Raw genomic sequence first — 20722 nt, forward strand, 5'->3', positions numbered from 1 at the left:
GGTCTCTGCACACACTCGAGTCAGTGCCGCTGTCAGTGTTGTTTTACCGTGGTCAACGTGGCCAATTGTACCAACGTTCACGTGCGGTTTCGTACGTTCGAATTTTTCCTTAGACATGAAATCGCCCCAATAACATTAATATAGATAAGTCAAATTCGCGCGCTTACCGCACGCCACTACAAATAAAATGGAGCCCAGAAGCGGATTTGAACCGCCGACCTCACCCTTACCAAGGGTGTGCTCTACCAACTGAGCTATCTGGGCCTGGCTTTTACAGCGCCAAGCTGATTGGAGCGGGTGATGGGAATCGAACCCACATAGTCAGCTTGGAAGGCTGAAGTTCTACCATTGAACTACACCCGCTAAATTTTTTACCACTGCGCTTCAGTTCATCCTGAAGCCTTGCCCAGCTCGGCCATCCACGGCCTCGCATTGCTATTCGCGCAAAAACAGCAGACGCAAGCGACTACTGTACTACCAGAGCCAACAAATCGGTCGGCTACTGCCTTTTAATATGGTGGAGGGGGGAGGATTTGAACCTCCGAAGGCTGAGCCGTCAGATTTACAGTCTGATCCCTTTGACCACTCGGGAACCCCTCCAAAAAAGAGGTGCGCATTTTGCTACAAGCAGCATGCCGTGTCAACAACAATGTTCGACCGAACTCCGCAAAAGACGACATAAGCTTATACTGATATAAATTTGCAAGATGCCGATAAAGATTGACATATTACAATTAATGCAACAATATTACGGTAATTCGATCGATCAATAATAATAACCGGCGAATTAACTAGTTAATAAAACAATATATTCAGGAATATATTCCCTGAGCATTCATACTCAAGTTTTGGAGGAGTCATGAAAAAATCTTTAACGGCGCTGGCGATCAGCGCTGCACTCGTCGCACCGGCTTTTGCGACCAACGGTATGGCACCAGTTGGTCTAGGCCAGGCAGCAAAAGGTATGGGCGGCGCAAGTATTGCATACCCACAAGACACACTGCAGGGTGGTAACAACCCGGCCGGTATGGTCCATCTTGGCAACCGGATGGATGTCGGTATTGAGATCTTTATGCCAGATCGTGGATTTAACGTAGGGGAATATGGATCTGAAGGCGGAGGCGAGGCTGCAGAAGCCGCTGGCATGTTAAATGAGATAGAAGCTTATTCATTTGACGGCACTGGTAGCGGCGTAATGGAATCATGGTTCCCGATTCCTGAATTCGGCTACAACCGCATGATAAACGACAATCTCTCTGTTGGTGTTTCTGTCTTCGGCAACGGCGGCATGAACACTACATATGGAAATAATCATCCATTTTCACACCTTCTTGCGGCCGTCCCAGCTGAGGAGGGAGGACCTTGCGAAGGAAATCTATTTGCGTGTCCTGATGTCGGAATCGACCTGATGCAACTCTTCGTTGCACCAACAATTTCATACAAGGTCAATGATAAGCTTTCAATCGGTGCTAGCCTCAACCTGATCGCTGCTCGTTTCTCTGCTGAAGGCCTGTATATGTTTGGTGGTCAGTCATCAGACATGTCAGCTCTCACAAATAACGGTAACTCTTATGCCTATGGTGCCAGCCTGCGTGTTGGTATGCAGGCTCAACTGAGCGACGCAATCACAGTTGGTGCCACTTACCAGACAAAGGCCAACATGAGCGAGTTCGATGAATATGCTGGTCTTTTCCCGGACCAGGGAACGATGGACATTCCTGCCAACTGGGGTGTCGGTATTGCTATCAAGGCAACCGACAAGCTGGATATCGCCATGGATGTTATGCAGATTATGTATGGTGAAACCAATGCCATGGGCAACAGCCCGAACTCTCTCATGACTGGAGCACAACTTGGCAACTCAAATGGTCCGGGATTCGGTTGGGAAAATCAAACCGTATATAAACTTGGAATGGCATACCAGTATAGCGATGACCTGACCCTTCGTGCAGGCCTCAACTACGGTGAAACTCCGGTTAATACCGAAGGCCTTGGGTTTGCATTTAACACTCTTGCACCTGGCGTCACCGAGAAGCACGTTACCCTCGGCTTCACCAAAGGCCTGGGTGATGGCGCGTCAATCACTGGATCCTATATCCGCACAATGAGTAAGTCTCAGGATGGCTTGTTTATGCTTGGATTCCCGGATCATGCTGCACTAGTAAGTGATGGTGAAATCGAAATGGACCAGCATGCCTTCGGTATCAGCTACAACAAAAAATTCTAAAAACAACAATAACGATTATTGGCCCGCCTAGCGCGGGCCTTTTTCCCTCTGTAATTTCTCTGTTGGAGGAGAACACATGAAAAAAACACTGATTGCTGCAGCACTGATTGCGGCACCACTGACAGCAAACGCCGAATTCATGGACGCCGACTGGGCAGCCATGGCCTGTGATGCTTGGAATGCTAACTCCACCCTCACCAACGAACTCGGCGGTGACTGGGCTGGCAATAATGGCGGACGCGGCTATAAGCTGATCCTCTCCTATCGCGGCAAAGACAGCGGCGGAGCAGCTCCTTGTGGCCAGGCCTCAAGAGTCCAGATGACCATCGAGGACAAGGGTGGCAAGGCTGTCTGCACCTATGGCGGCGCTCCGGATGCCAAGGCGGCTGTTTTCGACAAAAGCATGGACTACGAGATGCATGCCAGCGACAAGAACTGGGCCAAAATGGGCACTGGTGAAACTGGCGCGATGGGTGCCATGATGTGGGGCAAGCTCAAGTTTAATGGCCCCAAGATGGAGGCCATGAGCGTCATGGGCCCATTTAATGCCTACCTGCAACTGGTTGACGATGTTCGTGAAGATGCCGCTACCATTTCAGCTGGTAGCTGTAACTGATTCAAGCGGTTAAATTCTAAAAACCATAAAGGGAGTGATTTTCACTCCCTTTTTTATTGCATTGCGAAATATCATTGACTTCCAGATAGAACTTTACTATATTAGCAATAACTTATATTGTAATGACAAATTATCCCGGTTGTTTCCTGGGAGGGAAGTGGAAAATATGTTTTGCTCACACTACAGAAGCGAATTTGCTCGCAATAACAGAACACCGATCGCTGTTACTTTCGGCTGGGCTCTGCTTGGCCTCGCCCTTATTCTCAGCTTCAATTTCTGGCTGACCAGCCTGATAGGACTGGGACTGTTAACATTCAATGGCTACCACCTGGTGAAAAGCGCTGTTGCAGTCGCCTGCTGCATGCGCCAGCGCAAGCGCGAGAAAAAAAGGACCGGAATCGATCCGGGCCAATGCGCCATCAACTAACATTCTAACCGGTACGGGCTTGACTCCCGTACCTACCAACCAATTGTCGGAGTCTTGTTCAAGTATCCGACAATTAATCTATACTATCTGGGTAAGCCCTGCTGCCCATCATCATGTATCATTAAAGCAATCCGCCGGCAATAGAGCGGAGAACGGATAAATGATGATGAAAAAAACAGATACCGCCGCCAGTGTGGCTGCGAACCAACTCCAAACAGCAAAAGTACTACTCTCTTCAAAAAACTTTACCCGGGCAGAACAACTCCTGAAAGAGATTCTGCAAGTCGAGAGCAAAAACCCTGAAGCGCTCGACCTGCTTGCAAAGATTCTCTACCTGCGCGATGAAAAGAAGGCAGCAAGGAACCTGTGGAAGCAGTCGCTGAAACATGCAAAACAACCCGAGGTCTTATTTTCGAATTTGCATACATTCCTGCATGTGCTCCGCAAGGAGGGGAACCTCGAAGCTGCTGCCAAGCATGCCTCCATGAAGCTGCCTGAATGGCCTCAAAACCACACACCCAACAAGCAAGAGCGGGACAGAATAATTGATCTCGCAAATTTGCTGGCAAAATCAGGGCAGTATGAATCTGCACGGAACCTGCTGGAACAGATCGCCACCACTCTTCACGACGATGTCGAGGTCATGGCCTCGATAGGCATCATCCAGATGCTTGAAGAGCAGTACACAGAAGCACTCGAGACATTTACCACGGTTGACCGCGCTATCCAGCCAAGATCAGACCTGAGCCTGCTTGCGAGAATCTACCAGGCAGCAGCCGGGGTGGGCAACCTAGAGCTCATGACTTCCATCGCAGAACGTGCCACTGATGAACACCCCACACATAATATTCCAAAGCAACCGGAACACTCAAAAAGCATTCTCATTCTTTATGGACACCCCGACCTTTCAGGCACAACCCAGGCAGATGAACGGGGGTCTCAATTTAAAGGCAACTATCCGGGCCAGCTGAGAGAGCAACTGGCAGATGAATTTCACTTTTCATCCATCTTCACTGCAACAGAGACCAGCAGGAATGCTGTAAAAGAACTTCCCAGGCCCGACTTGATTATCAACAACCAGACAAATGCCGAAACCCTCGCCGGACAGCAAGACCTGCCTCTGCTTTGCGACTTTATAGACAGCTTTGGTGTACCTGTCGTCAACCATCCGAACAAAGCCCTCTCAACAAGCAGGGAAGAGACGGTAAGGCTCATTAGAGACATTCCGGGCGTCATCGCCCCGGGAACAACACGCTTTTCAACGCTCAATAGATCTCGCGATGACATTGTCGAAGAGATCGAATCCCAGGTCAAATACCCGTTTATCATCCGGACTCTCTCCGCCCAAGAGGGAAAAGGCATGGTGGTGGTAAATGACAGGGAGTCACTGTACCAGTCGCTTGACGATAAGCCGGGTAACTTCTATACCACTGAATTTATCGAAAGCCGGCACGAATCGGGCCTGTTCCGAAAAGTCAGGGCAGCTATCGTCGGTGACGAGGTTCACATTGTTCGTGTTGACCACAGCCCCGACTGGAAAGTCCATGGACGAATGTCAAACGCCCCGCATAGAATCGAATTTTATCGCCAACACCCTGAACTCCTTGCAGCAGAAGAGCGTATTTGCGCCAATCCATCCGAAGAACTTGGCGAGTCGACCATGCATATTCTGGAAGAAATCAGAAAGAGAATTCCCCTGGAAGTATTTGGTATCGATTTTGACGTCACCAGCGATGGGGAAATTCTCTTCTTTGAAGCCAACGCCACCATGCTGCTGTTATCATCTGCTGATAAATCAATGCCTCACCCCGTGGAGGCGGAAGAGCGTCTTGCCTCCTCGTTCAGGCGCTATATCAACGAACAGACAGAGAGTAATTCCTAACAAGCATGCACTGCCCCATCGATGGAAACACTCTCTTTTCAGGCTCCGAATATCAGCCTCGACGGCGTTCAAATTCCGCGATGAATTCTGCCAGGCTTTTAACATCGTCCGGTTCCACGGCGTTGTAAATACTTGCCCTGAATCCACCTCGAGAACGATGACCATCCAGGCCGATCAATCCGGCTTCACGCGCTTCCCGTGAGAAGCTTTCAGACAATGCCTGGTCGGCCAGGTCAAAAACCACGTTCATCAGAGAACGCGAATCCGGCTCCACATCACAATTAAACAAGCCCGAATGAACCAGACAGCTATATAAAAGCTCCGCCTTGCGTTTATTACGCTCTTCCAGGGCAACCATGCCGCCCATCTCTTTCTCTATCCAGTCGAGCATGCATTCAACCACGTAAATCGCAAATACAGGTGGCGTATGGTAATTCGAGGAGGCTGCATTGTGGGCGCGATAATCGAAGAATGGAGGCAACCCACCCGGAATCCGCTCGAGTGTAGCCTGGGGCACAATGACAACTGTAACGCCTGCCGCACCAATCGTCTTCTGCGCATGTGCATAGATAAGCCCAAATTGGGAACTGTCAATTCGACGGCTCAGAATATCGGAACTCATATCTGCAACCAGGGGGGCATCCACTTCGGGAAAGTCATGCCACTGGGTGCCAACCACTGTGTTATTTGAACAGATGTGGAGATATTTCGAATCAGGGCGCGTGTCGAAGTCACTTGGAATTGCACCATGATCACTGGCAACAATACCTACGTCACGACCCATTGCCTGCGCAGCATTGATGGCCTTGGTCGTCCAGTAACCTGTATCGACATAGTCGACAGCATCACCCTCTTCTGACAAGTTCATGGGCACCATGTGGAACTGCATTGAACCACCGCCCTGCAGAAACAGTACAGCATCAGTATCTGCCAGTCCCATGAGGCGTCGGATTTTTTCTTTTGTCCGTTCCAGCAACTCAACCACCGGAGGAGCCCGATGACTGATCTCCATGATCGACATACCGGTATTCCGATAGTCGTATAACTCGTTCTCGATTCGCTCCAGAACTGACAGGGGCAATTTCCCTGGTCCTGCATAGAAGTTATGAATCTCGCTGTTATTCACTGATACGCTCCCGGATACCGGACTCATCCCGGCAAGTGTTCTAATTCAAATTCTACCTTCGAATCCTGACCCGTGTCAGCTTGATGTCGAGGCTCGTGGTAAATGCTGGGGAGTTTTACACCTGGTGCAAACGATTCATTGCCTGCGCCATATCACCCGCAATGATCGCAGGCAGTTCATCAAGCGCACGATCGAGTGCGCGCTCGATCTCGATGGAATCCTCTTTCGAGGCGGGTTTGAGGACGTAATTCACCACCTGTCGTTTATCGCCCGGATGACCAATACCGACGCGCAGACGCTGGTAATCAGGCCCCAGTACCTGGTGAAGATCACGCAAGCCATTATGGCCGCCGTGGCCGCCGCCCGACTTCAGACGGATCACACCCGGATCCAGGTCCAGCTCATCATGAACGACCAACACTTCCTCGGGTTTAATCTTGTAGTAATGACACAGGGCACCAACCGCCTGTCCGCTGCGATTCATGAAGGTTGCAGGCTTAAGCAACCAGCACTCGTTGCCACCAACACTGACCTGCGCGGCCATACCATGGAAGCGCGACTGCTCACGAAAACTGGCATGGTATTTTGAAGCAACAGCATCAGCAAACCAGAAACCGGCATTGTGACGCGTATTGGCGTATTTTTCGCCCGGGTTGCCAAGGCCGGCAATCAGACGGATGGGGGAATTGTTACTCACTGGAGGAAAAGGCACCGGAAGCCGAACGCTTCCGGTGCATATACCGAATTACTCTTCGGTCTCTTCTTCACCGCCTTCAGCAGCAGCCTCTTCGCCGCCTTCAACAGCTTCTTCTTCAGGCTCCACTTCCTTACGGGCAGCGACGAAGGCAAAGATTGCCTGGTCGTGATCCTCGCCAAGTGCCAGTGCAGGAATTTCCACACCTTCAGGCAACTTGACCTCGGAAAGGTGAACAGAATCGCCAATTTCGAGCGCACCGACATCGATAGAGATGTACTCAGGCAGGTCTTTCGGCAGACAGCTAACCTCGACCTCTGTAACGTGCTGAGAAGCGATACCGCCAGCCTTCGCGCCTGGTGCAGTCTCCATGTTCTCGAAGTGCAGAGGAACAGACATCTTGAGCTTCTCGCCAGATTTGACGCGCAGCAGGTCAAGATGCATGACAAAAGGCTTAGCCGGATGACGCTGCAGGTCCTTGAGAACAACCTTCTGCGTCTTTCCGTCGACAGTGACGGTAAGGATGTGCGAATAGAAGGCCTCATTATCGAGGTGAAGCACAAGTTCATTGTGATTAACTGAAATCATCTCCGGCTCTTTGTCAGAACCGTAAATAATCCCAGGTACCAAACCCGTGCGACGCAGGCGGCGGCTCGCACCCTTTCCTGTATCGCTGCGGGATTCCGCATTCAAATTAAAATCTTCAGCCATGGTTTTCTCCCAAATTTGCTGATAAAAAACATCCTCTCTTCCCGCGACCAGGAAAGAGAGGATTCCAGTTACGAGCCTTTCGACCCGTTAAAAATCAATCCACAAACAGTGAACTGACAGATTCTTCGTTGCTGATGCGACGCATTGTCTCCGCCAGCAGCCCTGCAACATTCAGCTGTCGGATACGTTCGCATTTACGCGCCTGCTGTGACAGCGGTATTGAATTCGTTACCACCAGCTCATCCAGCACCGACGCCTCAATCTTATGTACCGCCGGTCCGGACAGTACCGCGTGCGTACAGTAAGCCAGCACCTTGGTTGCGCCATGCTCCTTGAGAGCACCAGCAGCCTTGCACAAGGTTCCCGCTGTATCAACCAGGTCATCGATCATGACGCAGGTGCGTCCTTCGACATCACCGATGATATTCATGACCCGCGCCTCATTGGCACGCGGACGGCGCTTGTCGATAATCGCCAGTTCAGCGTCATCAAGTCGTTTCGCCAGTGCACGGGCACGTACCACACCGCCGACATCGGGCGACACAACCATCAGGTCCGGATACTCACGTAGCCAGATATCCTGCAGCAGCACCGGCGACGCATAGACGTTATCCACCGGTATATCAAAAAAGCCCTGAATCTGGTCAGCATGCAGATCCATTGTCAGCACACGATCTGCACCTGCGGCACTGATCATTTTCGCAGCCAGTCTCGCCGTAATCGGCACTCGTGCCGAACGTGGGCGTCGATCCTGCCTGGCGTAACCGAAATAGGGCATCACCGCGGTGATGCGTCCTGCCGATGAGAGCCTCAGAGCATCAATCATCACCAGCAGTTCCATCAGGTTGTCATTGGTTGGCTCGGAAGTCGGCTGCACGATAAAGACATCGCGTCCGCGGACATTCTCCTGGATCTCAACCATAATCTCGCCGTCACTGAACTGACCAACAACCGCCTTGCCAAGTGGCTGGTTCAGATGCTGCGCGATTTTGCTCGACAGTTCCGGGTGAGCATTCCCGGCAAACACCATCATGCCACTCACAACAATCACCTCTCTCGGTTGATGTTCAAGTCAGTTACTGCTAACAGGTACTTCTTAATATGGCTGGGGCGGCAGGACTCGAACCTGCGATGCCGGAGTCAAAGTCCGGTGCCTTAACCACTTGGCCACGCCCCAATAAAACTTCTCTTTGAATTTCGAATCCTGCCATTTGCAGTTATTCAAAACTCGCTATCTCTACTTGTTCGGGCGATTCATCCATGAAGCATCGCCCAGCTCGGCCATCCACGGCCTCGCGTTCACTGTTACAAAAGCCATGTTAAATGGCTTTTGTTCGGCTGCGCCGACCTCAGTTCACCCACTTGGCCACGCCCCAATAAATCTTTCTCTCAAACCGCATACAGCGGCGAACGGTTCACACCCCGGGCAACAAAATAGTCTAGCCCTTGCGGGAGTTTCGTCGCGGCATCCTGCGCGCGCTTTTCATCTTCAAAAGCGATAAAAAGGCAGGAACCAGTTCCCGTCAATTTTACATCGCCAAGAGCCGAGAGCCTATCGACAATTTCAGCAACCGCCGGATAGCGTCTTTTTACCACTGGAAAAAAGACATTTTCGCCCGATCCCGCGAGAAAGTCGGCTATTGTGATGGGATGACAATTCCTTGTCAATTCAGAATCATGAAATAATTTGTGCGTCTCGATGTGAATATCGGGTCTGACAACCAGAAACCAGCGTTCAGGAAGCTCGATTCGGGTCAGTTTTTCACCCACTCCCTCACCCCATGCGGCTTCGCCATGGACGAAGATTGGCACGTCTGCGCCCAACTGCAAACCGAGGTCAGCAAGTTGCTGTTTCGAGTATTCGAGCCCCCACAAGCGGTTCAGTGCAACCAGGGTGGTAGCGGCATCTGAACTGCCTCCGCCGAGCCCACCGCCCATTGGCAATCGCTTGTCGAGTTCAATCCTGGCTCCCAGCCTGGTTCCGCTGTCACTTTGCAGTAAGCGCGCTGCCTTGACGATAAGATCATCATCGTGTGCTACACCAGCTGGCGGAGTGGAATTTTCAATCTCTCCACTCTCGAGTACCTCGAAACCAAGCTCGTCTCCGTAATCGAGGAACTGGAATACCGTCTGCAGAAGATGATATCCGTCATCACGCCGTCCGGTGATGTGCAGCATCAGGTTGAGTTTGGCAGGAGCAGGAAAGCGGTTCACTGCAAGGTTCATCATTTCTGAAGCCGTTTCATCGCCTCAACTATATGCTTGTTGTCAGGCTCGCGTTCAAGCCCGCTTTTCCAAACGCTCATCGCCTCCTCGCGCTTGCCGCTGTGCCACAGAACCTCGCCGAGGTGTGCGGTAATTTCACCATCACTGTTTATATCAGCCGCCTGCTGAAGATAGGAGATCGACTCATCTAAACGCCCCATGCGAAACAGCACCCACCCCATACTGTCGAGTATTGCCGGGCTTTTCGGCATCAGCTCCAATGCCCTGGTGATTAATTCGAGCGCTTCCTCGTACCTGTCAGTCTCATCAGCAAGCGTATATCCGAGTGCATTGAGTGCCAATGCATGGTCAGGGTTTGCCGCAATGATTTCACGCATGCGTTTCTCAAGCGTGACAATGTCGCCGTTATCTATCGACAGCATGCCGTGTGAATAGAGCAGGTCCAGATCATCGGGATAGATTTTGATTGCCGCAGCCAGTAATTCAAGTCCCTCATCGATGTAATCAGCCAACTTGAGTAGCTCAGCTTCTGCCAGGTAATAGGCGATTGCCTCATCAGGCTCCGCAAGCCGCTGCTGATCAAAGAGCTTGTGTCCGGATTCAATTCTGCCTGCTTCAAACTCGATTTTCGCCAACTGAACAATAGCCTCGCCCTGCAATTCGCCCTTGACGCTGTTGAAGTAGTCACTCGCGGCATCCATGTCTCCAAACCCGAGTTCGACCTTGCCGAGAAGCAAGCGGGCATGATCACGCATCTTCGGGTATTCAAGGAGCTTCTCCAGGTAGAGTCTGGCTTCAGGCCACAGGTTAAGTTCAATTGCCAATACACCAGCAGTCTGCAGCAAGTCGGGATCATCGGGCTCGGCCTTCAGCATGTTCCTGTAGACTTCGAATGCTGCCTGGTATTTATTATGCGTAACCAGGCTGCCAGCATATGCGAGTTGCATAACACGATCTTCCGGATGGTGTGAAACTGCCTGCGAAAGCACCTTCTCTGCCTCTTCGAATTGATCTTGAACCGACAGCAGGCGACTCAACAATATCCAGTAACGTGCATCATCCTTGTTCAGCTCGATCGCCTGACGCAATGCAGACTCAGCCCTTACGTACTTCTTCATGCCGAAAAGTGCGACACCCAGTGCATAGTGTGAACCGGGGTCTTCGCTGTTTTTCTGCGCCACTGTCTCAAGCAATATGACAGCCTCGTCGACATCACCCAAAGCCGTCGCAACTGCCGCAATTTCAAGATAGCCGTCCTTGTCAGCGATTGCCGCCGAGCGCATCAAGGTCTCTGCCGCCGCCAACGCATCCTCCTGCCGCCCTTCCTTCAAATGCAGCAACAGCAGTGCCTGGTGCGCATCGATAGCATCAGGAGAAACACGCACCCACAATTCAACAGCCTGCAGCGCCCGCTCTGAAGAGAGATGCAGGGCAATACGTGCCGTACGGCGAACCACCATGGGATCCAGCGATGCCTGGGCTACAATCCAGTAGTCATCCAGCGCCTCCTCAAGCCTGCCGCGATGGGCATTGATCTCGGCGGCAAGGTAACGACTCATAAGATCCGGGGAAGCAAATACCGGTGAGCGCGAAGCTGATATATCCGCACTTTTCTCGGACATTGCAGGAGAGGCCAGGATGCTCAGAAGAATCAGGCAACAGGCATGGAGAGATCGCCGCGAACGCGTCAGTAATTTCGAATAGTGCATACCAGTGAGTATAAGGGCCGCGCCTATATTTTCCAATCCAGCGCCGACCTTGCTAGAATAGGCAGCGATATGCAACCGAAACAGATCAGTTCCTGAGATGCTGCTCAACCTGGGCATCAATCACAAAACAGCTCCCGTCGACATACGGGAGAAGGTCGCGTTTGGCCCGGATATTGTCGTAGCAGCCCTGCGTGGCTTGCGCGAACAGGCTGGTGCAGAGGAAGCAGTCATCCTCTCAACCTGTAACCGCACCGAGATTTACGCCTCTGTTAACGACTCCAGCGTTGATGCGCTCAGCGAGTGGATAAGCGATTTTCATGGCATCGACAAATCTCAGCTGACACCTTATCTCTATGCACATACAGACAAGGACTGTGTCACTCACCTGATGCGCGTCGCCAGCGGCCTCGACTCACTGGTACTCGGTGAACCGCAAATTCTCGGCCAGGTGAAAGATGCCTACCAGGTCTCAGTATCAACAAAATCGAGCGGCAAGATGCTCGACCGCCTCTTCCAGAACAGCTTCTCCGTTGCCAAGCAAGTGCGCACCGATACGGCGATAGGCTCCAGTCCGGTCTCGGTTGCTTTTGCCGCGGTCAATCTCGCAAAACAGATTTTTGCAGACCTCAGCGAGCAGACAGCCCTGCTGATTGGTGCAGGCGAAACCATCGAACTGGCAGCACGCCATCTGCACCAGCAGGGTATCAAGCACATCATCATCGCCAACCGCACCATCGAGAAGGCAGCTGCGCTCGCCTCGGAATTCGAGGGTTATGCGATTGGCCTGCAGGACCTTCCGGCACACCTCGCCGAGGCCGATATCGTGATTGCCTCGACAGCAAGCCCGTTGCCGATTCTGGGCAAGGGCATGGTTGAGAGCGCCCTCAAGGCACGCAAGCACCAACCGATCTTCATGGTGGATATCGCCGTGCCACGAGATATCGAAACCGAGGTCGGCAAGCTGGATGATGTCTACCTCTACACGGTTGATGATCTCGAAACTGTTATCGAAGAGAACAAGCAATCCCGCTTGCTGGCAGCCGAAGAAGCCGCCGAAATCATCGAACAGCAGACACACAATTTCCTGGAGTGGCTCAAGTCACTCGATGCCGTATCCCTGATTCAATCGTTCCGCACACAGGCAGAGAGTGCTCGTGACGAGGTGCTTGAACGCGCCATCAGGCAGGTTGAAAACGGAAAAAATCCACAGGAAGCACTGCAGTTCCTTGCCCACACCCTGACAAACCGCTTGCTGCATACGCCTTGTGCCAAGATGCGTGAAGCAGGCAGTAACGGCCAATCGGAACTACTTGATGCGGCCGACAAGCTGTTTGCCATCGGCGTCGATAAAAAATAGATGAAGTCCTCAATTCGTCACAAGCTGGAGCAGGTCAGTGACCGCTTCCAGGAGATCACTGCGTTGCTCTCGGAACCTTCTGTACAGAGTGATCAGAACCAGTTCCGCTCCCTTAGCCGCGAGTACTCGCAAATCGAACCACTGGTCGACACCTACAGGCGTTTTACCGAAACCGAGGCCGAAATCGACGGCGCCAGGCAGATGCTTGATGACCCCGAGATGGCTGAACTGGCACAGGAAGAACTTGATAATGCCAGTGCGCGTCTCGCCGATCTTGAACCTGAACTGCAACTGCTGCTGTTACCAACCGATCCCAACGACGAACGCAATATCTTTCTCGAAATTCGCGCCGGAACCGGCGGCGCAGAAGCGGCGCTATTTGCAGGCGCACTGCTGCGTGCTTACCTGCGCTATGCCGAAACACGTGGCTGGCAGGTAGAGACTATCAGTGAAAGCGAAGGCGACCAGGGCGGCTGCAAGGAAGCTGTTGTGCGCATCACCGGCAACGGTGTCTACTCACGCCTCAAGTTTGAATCCGGCACCCATCGCGTACAGCGTGTGCCAGAAACTGAATCACAGGGCCGCATTCATACCTCTGCCTGTACTGTTGCAATTCTGCCTGAAGCCGATGAAATCGATGCAGTCGACATCAACCCGGCAGACCTGCGTATTGATACCTACCGTGCCTCCGGAGCCGGTGGACAGCACGTCAACAAAACCGATTCAGCTGTACGCATCACGCACTTGCCGACAGGCATCGTCGTCGAGTGCCAGGATGAACGTTCGCAGCACAAAAACAAGGCGCGTGCGCTGTCACTGCTTTCATCACGCATGCTCGACCAGGTGCAGCAAGCACATCAGAGCGAAGTGGCCGCAGACCGCAAACTGCAGGTCGGCAGCGGTGATCGCTCCGAGCGTATTCGCACTTACAACTTCCCGCAGAACCGCATCACCGATCATCGCATCAACCTGACCCTCTACAAGCTCGACGAGGTAATGAATGGCGCTTTCGACCAGGTGATCGATCCGCTGATACAGGAGCAACAGGCGGAACTGCTTGCATCGATGGCCGAATCCGCGTGATGCAGGTAAAGGAGCTGTTGCAACAGGCAACAGCCCGGCTCGAAGAAGTGACAGACACACCGGCCCTCGAAGCTCGGCTGCTTCTCGCTCACCTTCTGGACAAATCTGAAAGCTGGCTCATCGCCTGGCCAGAGCATCAACCGACTGCTGATCAGCAAGCCCGCTTTGAACAACTTCTTGAACAGCGTCTGCAGGGCAAACCGATTGCTCACCTGCTCAGTCATCGCAGCTTCTGGACGCTTGAACTCAAGGTAACTCCGGATGTACTGATTCCACGGCCTGACACGGAAACAGTGATCGAGACCCTGCTCAACCTGTTTGATGATCAATCCCGGCTACGCATCCTCGATCTGGGCACGGGTACCGGGGCAATTGCTCTTGCACTCGCCAGCGAACGTAAACAGTGGGAAATCCACGCCTCGGACATCTCGGACAAGGCGCTGGACGTGGCACGTGAGAATGCTGCCAGGCATCACCTGGACATCCGGTTTCACCAGGGAAGCTGGTTCGAAACGATTCCCGATGAACTCCGTTTTGACCTGCTGGTCAGCAACCCCCCATACATTTGTGAAAACGACCCGCACCTGGTGCAGGGCGATGTCCGTTTCGAGCCACAACTGGCCCTCACCTCCGGTCCTGACGGCCTCAATGCCATCCGGCAACTGGTTCGGGAGGCTCCAGCCCACCTGGCACCAGGCGGCATGCTGATGTTTGAACACGGCTACGACCAGGCCGAAGATGTCACACAACTATTTGATAGTGCAGGATTTAATCAGATAGAGACCTGCCTCGACCATGGCGGCAACCAGCGCGTCACATTCGGCACTCTTGCCTGACGAACAAAACCCGCTTGCAAGATGCGGGATTTTCGATAGCATGTGTGAATGGAGGATAAAAAGAACAACTTCAAAGTGCGCGAACTCGCCTTCGATCCGGCTCACCCAGATCCGGACCAGGTACAGGCTGCAGCACTGAGTCTTGCCGATATCACGGGTATCCTCGAAGTACATGTCACCTCAACGCAGAGCCTGCGCGTCCATTATGAACTCCTTGAGATCAGTCTTGAACAGATAGAGACCGGCCTGATCGATGCAGGCTTCCACCTCAGCAACAAGCTGATGCATAAAATCAAACGCGCACTCCACTACTACACCGAAGAGGTTGAACGCGCCAACCAGGGCTGCGCCAAGGGCAACAGCAACTGCACTCGCAAAGTATTTATTGAACATTATCGCCATGGCCAGCACGGCTGTCGCGACCATCGCCCGAACCACTGGCGACACTATCTCTGAACCTTTTCCGGAAAGAAACTATTGGCGCCACTCGACCGCAACACCATTGACCGTTTGCGTCAGGATATTCATTTCAGCGAAACCCTGAATGGCCACACACTGGTATTTCATACCACCTGGGGCATTTTTTCACCTCGCGCAATCGATGAAGGCACACGCCTGCTACTTGAACATCTTGAAATTCGTGAGAACGACAGGGCGATTGATCTCGGCTGCGGTTACGGTCCTCTCGGACTAACGATAGCAAAATCAGCACCACAAGGTGAATGCCTGATGGTCGACAAGGATTTCGTTGCTGTCGAGTATGCTAATGCCAACGCAGCGCGCAATCACATCGATAACGCTTCCGCCATGCTCAGCGATGGCCTCAAGCATATCGACCGGCAACAGAAATTCACTCTCGCAGTCACCAATCTGCCTGCGAAGACAAGCAACGAGCACTACTATCTCTTTTTCCAGGATATCTATGAGCACCTTGAACCGGGTGGACGTATCTATGTCGTCGTGATTTCGGGTTTGCGCCAGTTCATCAAGCGTGCTTTCATTGAAGTGTTTGGTAATCACAAAAAAATCAAACAGAGTAAGAACTACACGGTCGCCATGGCAACCAAATAACAACAGGGCACAAGCCCAAGGGAGAAACCGATGCAACAGACCAAAATCCTGCTGGATGAGAAAGACCTGCCAGATCACTGGTACAACGTCGTCGCGGACATGCCAAATGCCCCGGCTCCCTACCTAGGCCCTGACGGCAACCCCGTTCCTCCTGAAGCAATGATGCAGATTTTCCCCGAGGCACTGGTCATGCAGGAAGTCTCGGCTGAGCGCTGGATCCCGATCCCGCAGGAAGTGCGTGAAGCACTCACCATGTGGCACCCATCACCACTGGTTCGTGCCCACAGGCTTGAAAAAGAGCTTAGAACACCGGCAAAAATCTATTTCAAAAACGAGTCGATCAGTCCTGCAGGATCACACAAGCCCAACACCGCTGTAGCACAGGCCTATTACAACAAGGAAGCTGGTATCAAACGCCTGACCACGGAAACCGGTGCGGGCCAATGGGGCTGCTCACTGGCACTCGCCGGTCAGATGTTTGGCATTGACGTACGTGTCTTCATGGTCAAGGTCAGCTATGAGCAGAAACCCTATCGCCGCTCCCTGATGCAGACCTGGGGCGCAGAGGTTTTCCCAAGTCCGACTGACATGACCGAGGCTGGCAGAACAATTCTTGCCCAGCACCCGGACTCGCAGGGCTCGCTCGGCATCTCCATTTCTGAAGCGGTTGAGGAAGCTGCAGGCCGTGATGACACCAACTATGCGCTCGGTTCAGTACTCAATCACGTCTTGTTGCACCAGACCATTATCGGCCTTGAAGCAAAGAAACAGCTGGAAATGGTCGGAGACTATCCGGATATGATTTTCGCGCCTTGTGGTGGCGGATCAAACTTCGGCGGTATCGCCTTCCCCTTCTTTGCTGACAAGGCAGCCGGCAAGAAAATTGACCTGGTCGCGGTTGAGCCAAGCTACTGCCCGACCCTCACCAAGGGCGTCTACGCCTATGATTTCGGCGACACTATCGGACTGACTCCACTCATGAAGATGTTCACGCTCGGACATGACTTCATGCCACCGGGAATCCACGCAGGCGGCCTGCGCTACCATGGCGACTCGGCACTGGTGAGCCAACTCTACAAGGAAGGTTTGATCGATGCGGTAGCAGTTCCCCAGCTGGAAACATTTGAAGCAGGCGTCCAATTCGCACGAACCGAAGGCATTGTTCCGGCGCCCGAGTCCTGCCATGCAATCGCAGGTGCGATTCGTGAAGCAAAACGCTGTAAAGAGACCGGTGAAGCCAAGACCCTGCTGTTCAACCTCTCTGGACATGGCCATTTCGACATGACTTCCTATGAGCGTTTCATCGCCGGTGAATTGTCTAACTTCGATTATCCGGAAGAGGCAATCAAGGAGTCACAGCAGCACCTACCGAACGTGGGTTAGGACAGAATTCCCCATCAGTGGCGTCAATGAGCAACACAGGGCGCCATAGGAGAACTAAAAACCGATGAGGATTCGTCACCCCGGGCTTGACCCGGGGTCCATCAGGAACAGTACGCAGAGTTGAATGCCGGCTCAAGGCCGGCATGATGGAAGGCAGTTCAGGGTAACCAGGGCTCCCAATATGTCGCGCAGCGACACCTACTACTCGGTGCGCAACGCCATATCAATATAGATCTCACGCAGTTTACCTGTCATCTCCCCTGGCAAGCCATTCCCGATAGTCGCAGCATCAATCTTTACGACAGGCATAACAAATGTCGTCGCCGATGTAACAAAGGCCTCCGCCGCCTCGTATGCTTCTGCCGGAGTGAAGGGACGTTGTTCGACACTGAAGTCATTCTCTCCAGCCAGTGCCATAACAGCTTTGCGCGTGATGCCATGCAATATATCGTTGCTCAATTGACGTGTGACGATTGTTCCCTCTTGCGTGATAATCCAGGCATTATTGGAAGTTCCCTCTGTCACATAGCCATCCGCATCAAGCATCCAGGCATCCTTGGCCCCCGCCATCTTTGCCTCCATCTTCGCCATGCAGGGATAGAGCAGACCAACGCTCTTGATATCACGACGCTGCCAGCGCAAGTCCGGAACAGTAATCACATCGATTCCCTGCTCGGCATTCGGGTCATCAAGCAGGTTCTTTGACTGGGTGAACATCACCAGGGTGGGTGAAGGGTTTTCCGGGTAGAAGAAGTCCCGGTCTGCAGCACCGCGTGTAATCTGCAAATAGACCAATCCCTGCTCAACACTGTTTTCAGCGACCAGTTTTTTCACTATCGACTCTATCTCGACTGCACTACAAGGCGCTGCCATATCGAGTTCGCCAAGTGAACGATTCAGTCGCAGCATGTGCCCCCGGGTGTCGATCAGCTTTCCGTTGAGAACCGAGATAACCTCGTAGACACCATCAGAGAAGAGAAAGCCCCGGTCAAAAACCGAAATCTTTGCCTTCTCTTCCGGCAGGTATTCACCGTTGACGTAAACAATACGACTCATTATGACTATCCTTTTTCGGATTGTTCGAAAGAGCGCCTGATCAGCCTGACTTCCAGGCAAACAGCAGCATAACAGCACCAACTCCCGCCAACGCAGCAGACACGACCTGGCCAGCCATGAGTGTCAATGCGGCAGGCGGCATACCGGCCACAACGGCAGCCGTTATCAGCAATGTACCGCCTGAAACAGCCGCTTTTGTCTTACGGTTGGAACGTGCAATCTGCTCACGCATCTTCTCCAGTTCGGCAGACTGCCACTGGATTTTCAGCTTGCCCTGGTCGGCATCCTTTAACACTTTGTAGGCAAGCAGGGGGATCTCCGGCAACTGCTCGGAAACTTGTGGGAAGTTCTCTTTCACACGTCGCAGAAGTGCTTTTGGCCCGACCTGCTCTTCCATCCAGCGCTCGAGGAAGGGCTTGGCCGTTGTCCACAGATCGAGCTCGGGATAGAGCTGCCGGCCCAGGCCCTCGATATTGAGCAGGGTTTTTTGCAGCAAGACCAGCTGCGGCTGGACTTCCATGTCGAAACGACGCGCTGTCTGGAACAGGCGCAGCAGGAAATGGCCAAATGAGATTTCGGCAATCGGCCTGTCGAAAATCGGCTCGGAGACAGAACGGATTGCCGACTCGAATTCATCAACACGGGTATCAGGTGGCACCCAACCCGATTCGACATGCAGTACTGCAACACGATTATAGTCACGGTTGAAAAAGGCCAGCAGGTTCTCGGCAAGGTAGCGCTGATCCTCGGTCGTCAGGGTGCCCATAATGCCGAAGTCGACACCGACATAGCGCCCGTCATCTTCAACAAAGATGTTGCCCGGATGCATATCTGCATGGAAAAAGTTGTCACGGAACACCTGTGTGAAGAATATCTCGACACCGCGCTCACCAAGCATCTGCATACTGATGCCCTTGACCTGCAGAGTTTCAACTTCACTCACCGGGGTACCGTAGATACGCTCCATGACCATCACGTTGGGACGGCAATACTCCCAGTGCACCTGCGGTACGTAGAGCATCTCCGAGTTGTCGAAGTTGCGCCGCAACTGTGAAGCATTGGCTGCCTCGCGCATCAGGTCTAGCTCATCGAAAATGGTCTTTTCATACTCTTCGACCACTTCAACGGGACGCAGGCGTCGTGCCTCTTTCGAATATTTCTGTGCAAGACGTGCTATCAGGAACAGCAGGTCGATATCACGACGAATGGTTTTCTCGATACCTGGACGCACCACCTTGACGACAACATCCTCACCACTGAGCAATGTTGCCGTGTGTACCTGTGCAATTGAGGCTGATGCCAGCGGTTTACGCTCAAAGCGGGCAAAAACATGATCGACCGAGTCACCAAGCGCTTTCTCAATCAGGCGCGTGGACTGTGCTGCCGGAAAAGGCGGTACCTGGTCCTGCAACTTGGCAAGCTCATCGGCAATATCATCAGGCAGCAGGTCTCTGCGCGTTGAGAGAATCTGCCCGAACTTGATAAAAATAGGCCCGAGATCTTCCAGTGCACGCCGGATACGATAGCCGTAGGGTGCAGATGTTTCGGAACGAAACCAGAAAAATGGCGAAAAATACTTGAGAAACCGGAGCGGCCGGAGCAAGTGTGCAGAGAGCACAATCTCATCCAAACCATGGCGTAACAGCACCCAACTGATGTGCGCAAGACGCACACCTTCACGTATACCAATCATGCAGTTCCGCCCTGTTTTATCTTGCTTGCGAGCAGGTCAATACGCGCTTGCAAACGCTCAACCGCATCTCGCGTCTCATCGACCGCATCTCGCCACTCATCGACTTCGAATGCAGTCGGCAGTAGTTGTGCCTCCTCGGTCAGATATTCGCCAAGTGCGGCATTCAGATGACGCCTGCCGCGCCATGCCCACTTGGCAACACCGCGTAAATTGTTGCCCAACTGGTGCGCCACCAGGTCGCCGGCAATTTTCGAGAGTGCCTCTTCCCAGTCAAAATCAAAATCGGCAAGAATGTTGGAGAATGCCTCGGCAAGATGGATATCACCCCGCAGGCGAATCTTGCCTTTGAAAACCTGGTCCTCGCGACGGTCTGCCATTGCAGTCTCGGCAAAGTTGAACGGCGTTGCCGAAATGACTGCTTCCGCCTCTTCTACCGGTGCGCTGAAAATCTGCAATGCACCCCTGCCATCGGGTACGCAATGCAGTGTCACCCATCCAACCAGTTCAATGGCGATACGACGGCCGTGCAATTTTGCCAGACGCTCCCTGGTAACCTGGTCTTTCTCCAGCACCTGGTTAACAGCAGACTCCAGTCCCACCAACAGGGTATTGGAGACTTCCATGA

The 20722-nt window shown here is 52.7% G+C and carries 20 protein-coding genes and 4 tRNA genes; 10 read left to right on the forward strand and 14 right to left on the reverse strand.

Annotated elements, in window-relative coordinates; all coding sequences use genetic code 11:
• The 4 genes from BOW06_RS08405 to BOW06_RS08420 form a co-directional block, all read right to left on the reverse strand.
• A partial coding sequence (locus BOW06_RS08405; protein WP_230209594.1) for a GTP-binding protein occupies positions 1–117 on the reverse strand: 117 nt, incomplete at its 3' end.
• A gap of 71 nt (positions 118–188) precedes the next feature.
• Positions 189–264 (reverse strand) — tRNA-Thr (locus tag BOW06_RS08410).
• Between the two features lie 25 nt (positions 265–289).
• A tRNA-Gly gene (locus tag BOW06_RS08415) sits at positions 290–363 on the reverse strand.
• A 152-nt stretch (positions 364–515) separates the two neighbouring features.
• A tRNA-Tyr gene (locus tag BOW06_RS08420) sits at positions 516–600 on the reverse strand.
• Between the two features lie 259 nt (positions 601–859).
• On the opposite strand from BOW06_RS08420, the gene BOW06_RS08425 reads away from it, so the two are divergent.
• The 4 genes from BOW06_RS08425 (at position 860) to BOW06_RS08440 (ending at position 5152) form a co-directional block, all read left to right on the forward strand.
• Positions 860–2227 carry an OmpP1/FadL family transporter gene (locus BOW06_RS08425; protein ID WP_078454637.1) on the forward strand — a complete coding sequence of 456 codons (1368 nt, stop codon included), beginning with the start codon at positions 860–862 and terminating at the stop codon, positions 2225–2227.
• A 76-nt stretch (positions 2228–2303) separates the two neighbouring features.
• The gene (locus tag BOW06_RS08430) at positions 2304–2843 is read left to right on the forward strand and encodes an SCP2 sterol-binding domain-containing protein (protein ID WP_052132026.1); all 540 of its coding nucleotides are present in this window, start codon (positions 2304–2306) and stop codon (positions 2841–2843) included.
• Positions 2844–3000: 157 nt separating this feature from the next.
• Complete coding sequence (locus BOW06_RS08435) at positions 3001–3270, forward strand: hypothetical protein (RefSeq protein WP_078453982.1); 270 nt, start codon at positions 3001–3003, stop codon at positions 3268–3270.
• Between the two features lie 166 nt (positions 3271–3436).
• Positions 3437–5152 (forward strand): tetratricopeptide repeat protein, encoded by a 1716-nt coding sequence (locus tag BOW06_RS08440; protein WP_179115115.1) that lies wholly within the window; start codon positions 3437–3439, stop codon positions 5150–5152.
• Between the two features lie 52 nt (positions 5153–5204).
• Here BOW06_RS08440 and serC read toward each other — a convergent pair whose 3' ends face one another.
• The 7 genes from serC to BOW06_RS08475 form a co-directional block, all read right to left on the reverse strand.
• Positions 5205–6278, reverse strand: coding sequence for a 3-phosphoserine/phosphohydroxythreonine transaminase (gene serC / locus BOW06_RS08445; RefSeq protein WP_230209774.1), 1074 nt, complete (start codon positions 6276–6278; stop codon positions 5205–5207).
• Between the two features lie 115 nt (positions 6279–6393).
• On the reverse strand, positions 6394–6975 hold the full coding sequence (gene pth, locus BOW06_RS08450; RefSeq protein WP_043116056.1) for an aminoacyl-tRNA hydrolase: 582 nt from the start codon (positions 6973–6975) through the stop codon (positions 6394–6396).
• Positions 6976–7023: 48 nt separating this feature from the next.
• Positions 7024–7683, reverse strand: coding sequence for a 50S ribosomal protein L25/general stress protein Ctc (locus BOW06_RS08455; RefSeq protein WP_043116057.1), 660 nt, complete (start codon positions 7681–7683; stop codon positions 7024–7026).
• 94 nt (positions 7684–7777) lie between these two features.
• Positions 7778–8716: a ribose-phosphate diphosphokinase gene (locus BOW06_RS08460; protein WP_043116058.1), complete on the reverse strand. Its 939-nt coding sequence runs from the start codon at positions 8714–8716 to the stop codon at positions 7778–7780.
• 69 nt (positions 8717–8785) lie between these two features.
• Positions 8786–8860 (reverse strand) — tRNA-Gln (locus BOW06_RS08465).
• A 212-nt stretch (positions 8861–9072) separates the two neighbouring features.
• Positions 9073–9912, reverse strand: coding sequence for a 4-(cytidine 5'-diphospho)-2-C-methyl-D-erythritol kinase (gene ispE, locus BOW06_RS08470; protein ID WP_143555902.1), 840 nt, complete (start codon positions 9910–9912; stop codon positions 9073–9075).
• A complete protein-coding gene (locus BOW06_RS08475; protein WP_179115114.1) occupies positions 9909–11531 on the reverse strand; it encodes a tetratricopeptide repeat protein in 1623 nt (540 codons plus the stop codon). The genes ispE and BOW06_RS08475 overlap by 4 nt, the downstream gene beginning before the upstream one ends.
• 184 nt (positions 11532–11715) lie before the next feature.
• Between BOW06_RS08475 and hemA the strand changes: the two genes are divergently transcribed.
• The 6 genes from hemA to BOW06_RS08505 are packed head-to-tail and all read left to right on the forward strand — an operon-like array spanning position 11716 to position 17348.
• On the forward strand, positions 11716–12975 hold the full coding sequence (gene hemA / locus BOW06_RS08480; protein ID WP_078454641.1) for a glutamyl-tRNA reductase: 1260 nt from the start codon (positions 11716–11718) through the stop codon (positions 12973–12975).
• Positions 12976–14058, forward strand: a complete 1083-nt coding sequence (gene prfA, locus BOW06_RS08485; RefSeq protein ID WP_078454642.1) for a peptide chain release factor 1 — start codon at positions 12976–12978, stop codon at positions 14056–14058. It begins immediately after the preceding gene.
• Positions 14058–14894 (forward strand): peptide chain release factor N(5)-glutamine methyltransferase, encoded by an 837-nt coding sequence (gene prmC / locus BOW06_RS08490; protein WP_043116068.1) that lies wholly within the window; start codon positions 14058–14060, stop codon positions 14892–14894. The genes prfA and prmC overlap by 1 nt, the downstream gene beginning before the upstream one ends.
• A gap of 48 nt (positions 14895–14942) precedes the next feature.
• Complete coding sequence (locus BOW06_RS08495) at positions 14943–15350, forward strand: hypothetical protein (protein ID WP_043116069.1); 408 nt, start codon at positions 14943–14945, stop codon at positions 15348–15350.
• A 21-nt stretch (positions 15351–15371) separates the two neighbouring features.
• Entirely contained in the window at positions 15372–15965 is a 594-nt protein-coding gene (locus BOW06_RS08500; protein ID WP_043116070.1) for a class I SAM-dependent methyltransferase, read from the forward strand.
• 30 nt (positions 15966–15995) lie between these two features.
• Positions 15996–17348, forward strand: a complete 1353-nt coding sequence (locus tag BOW06_RS08505; RefSeq protein ID WP_078454644.1) for a TrpB-like pyridoxal phosphate-dependent enzyme — start codon at positions 15996–15998, stop codon at positions 17346–17348.
• Between the two features lie 201 nt (positions 17349–17549).
• Here the strand turns inward: BOW06_RS08505 and BOW06_RS08510 are convergent, their stop codons facing one another.
• Genes BOW06_RS08510 through BOW06_RS08520 form a run of 3 tightly spaced genes read right to left on the reverse strand, consistent with a single transcriptional unit; the run spans position 17550 to position 20720 of the window.
• The gene (locus BOW06_RS08510) at positions 17550–18404 is read right to left on the reverse strand and encodes a D-amino-acid transaminase (protein WP_078452630.1); all 855 of its coding nucleotides are present in this window, start codon (positions 18402–18404) and stop codon (positions 17550–17552) included.
• 40 nt (positions 18405–18444) lie between these two features.
• A complete protein-coding gene (gene ubiB, locus BOW06_RS08515) occupies positions 18445–20097 on the reverse strand; it encodes a ubiquinone biosynthesis regulatory protein kinase UbiB (RefSeq protein WP_043116074.1) in 1653 nt (550 codons plus the stop codon).
• Positions 20094–20720 (reverse strand): ubiquinone biosynthesis accessory factor UbiJ, encoded by a 627-nt coding sequence (locus BOW06_RS08520; RefSeq protein WP_043116075.1) that lies wholly within the window; start codon positions 20718–20720, stop codon positions 20094–20096. Before BOW06_RS08520 ends, ubiB begins: the two co-directional genes overlap by 4 nt.
• Between the last annotated feature and the right edge of the window lie 2 nt (positions 20721–20722).

It is taken from the genome of Solemya velum gill symbiont, from assembly GCF_002020255.1.
GTDB lineage: Bacteria > Pseudomonadota > Gammaproteobacteria > Chromatiales > Chromatiaceae.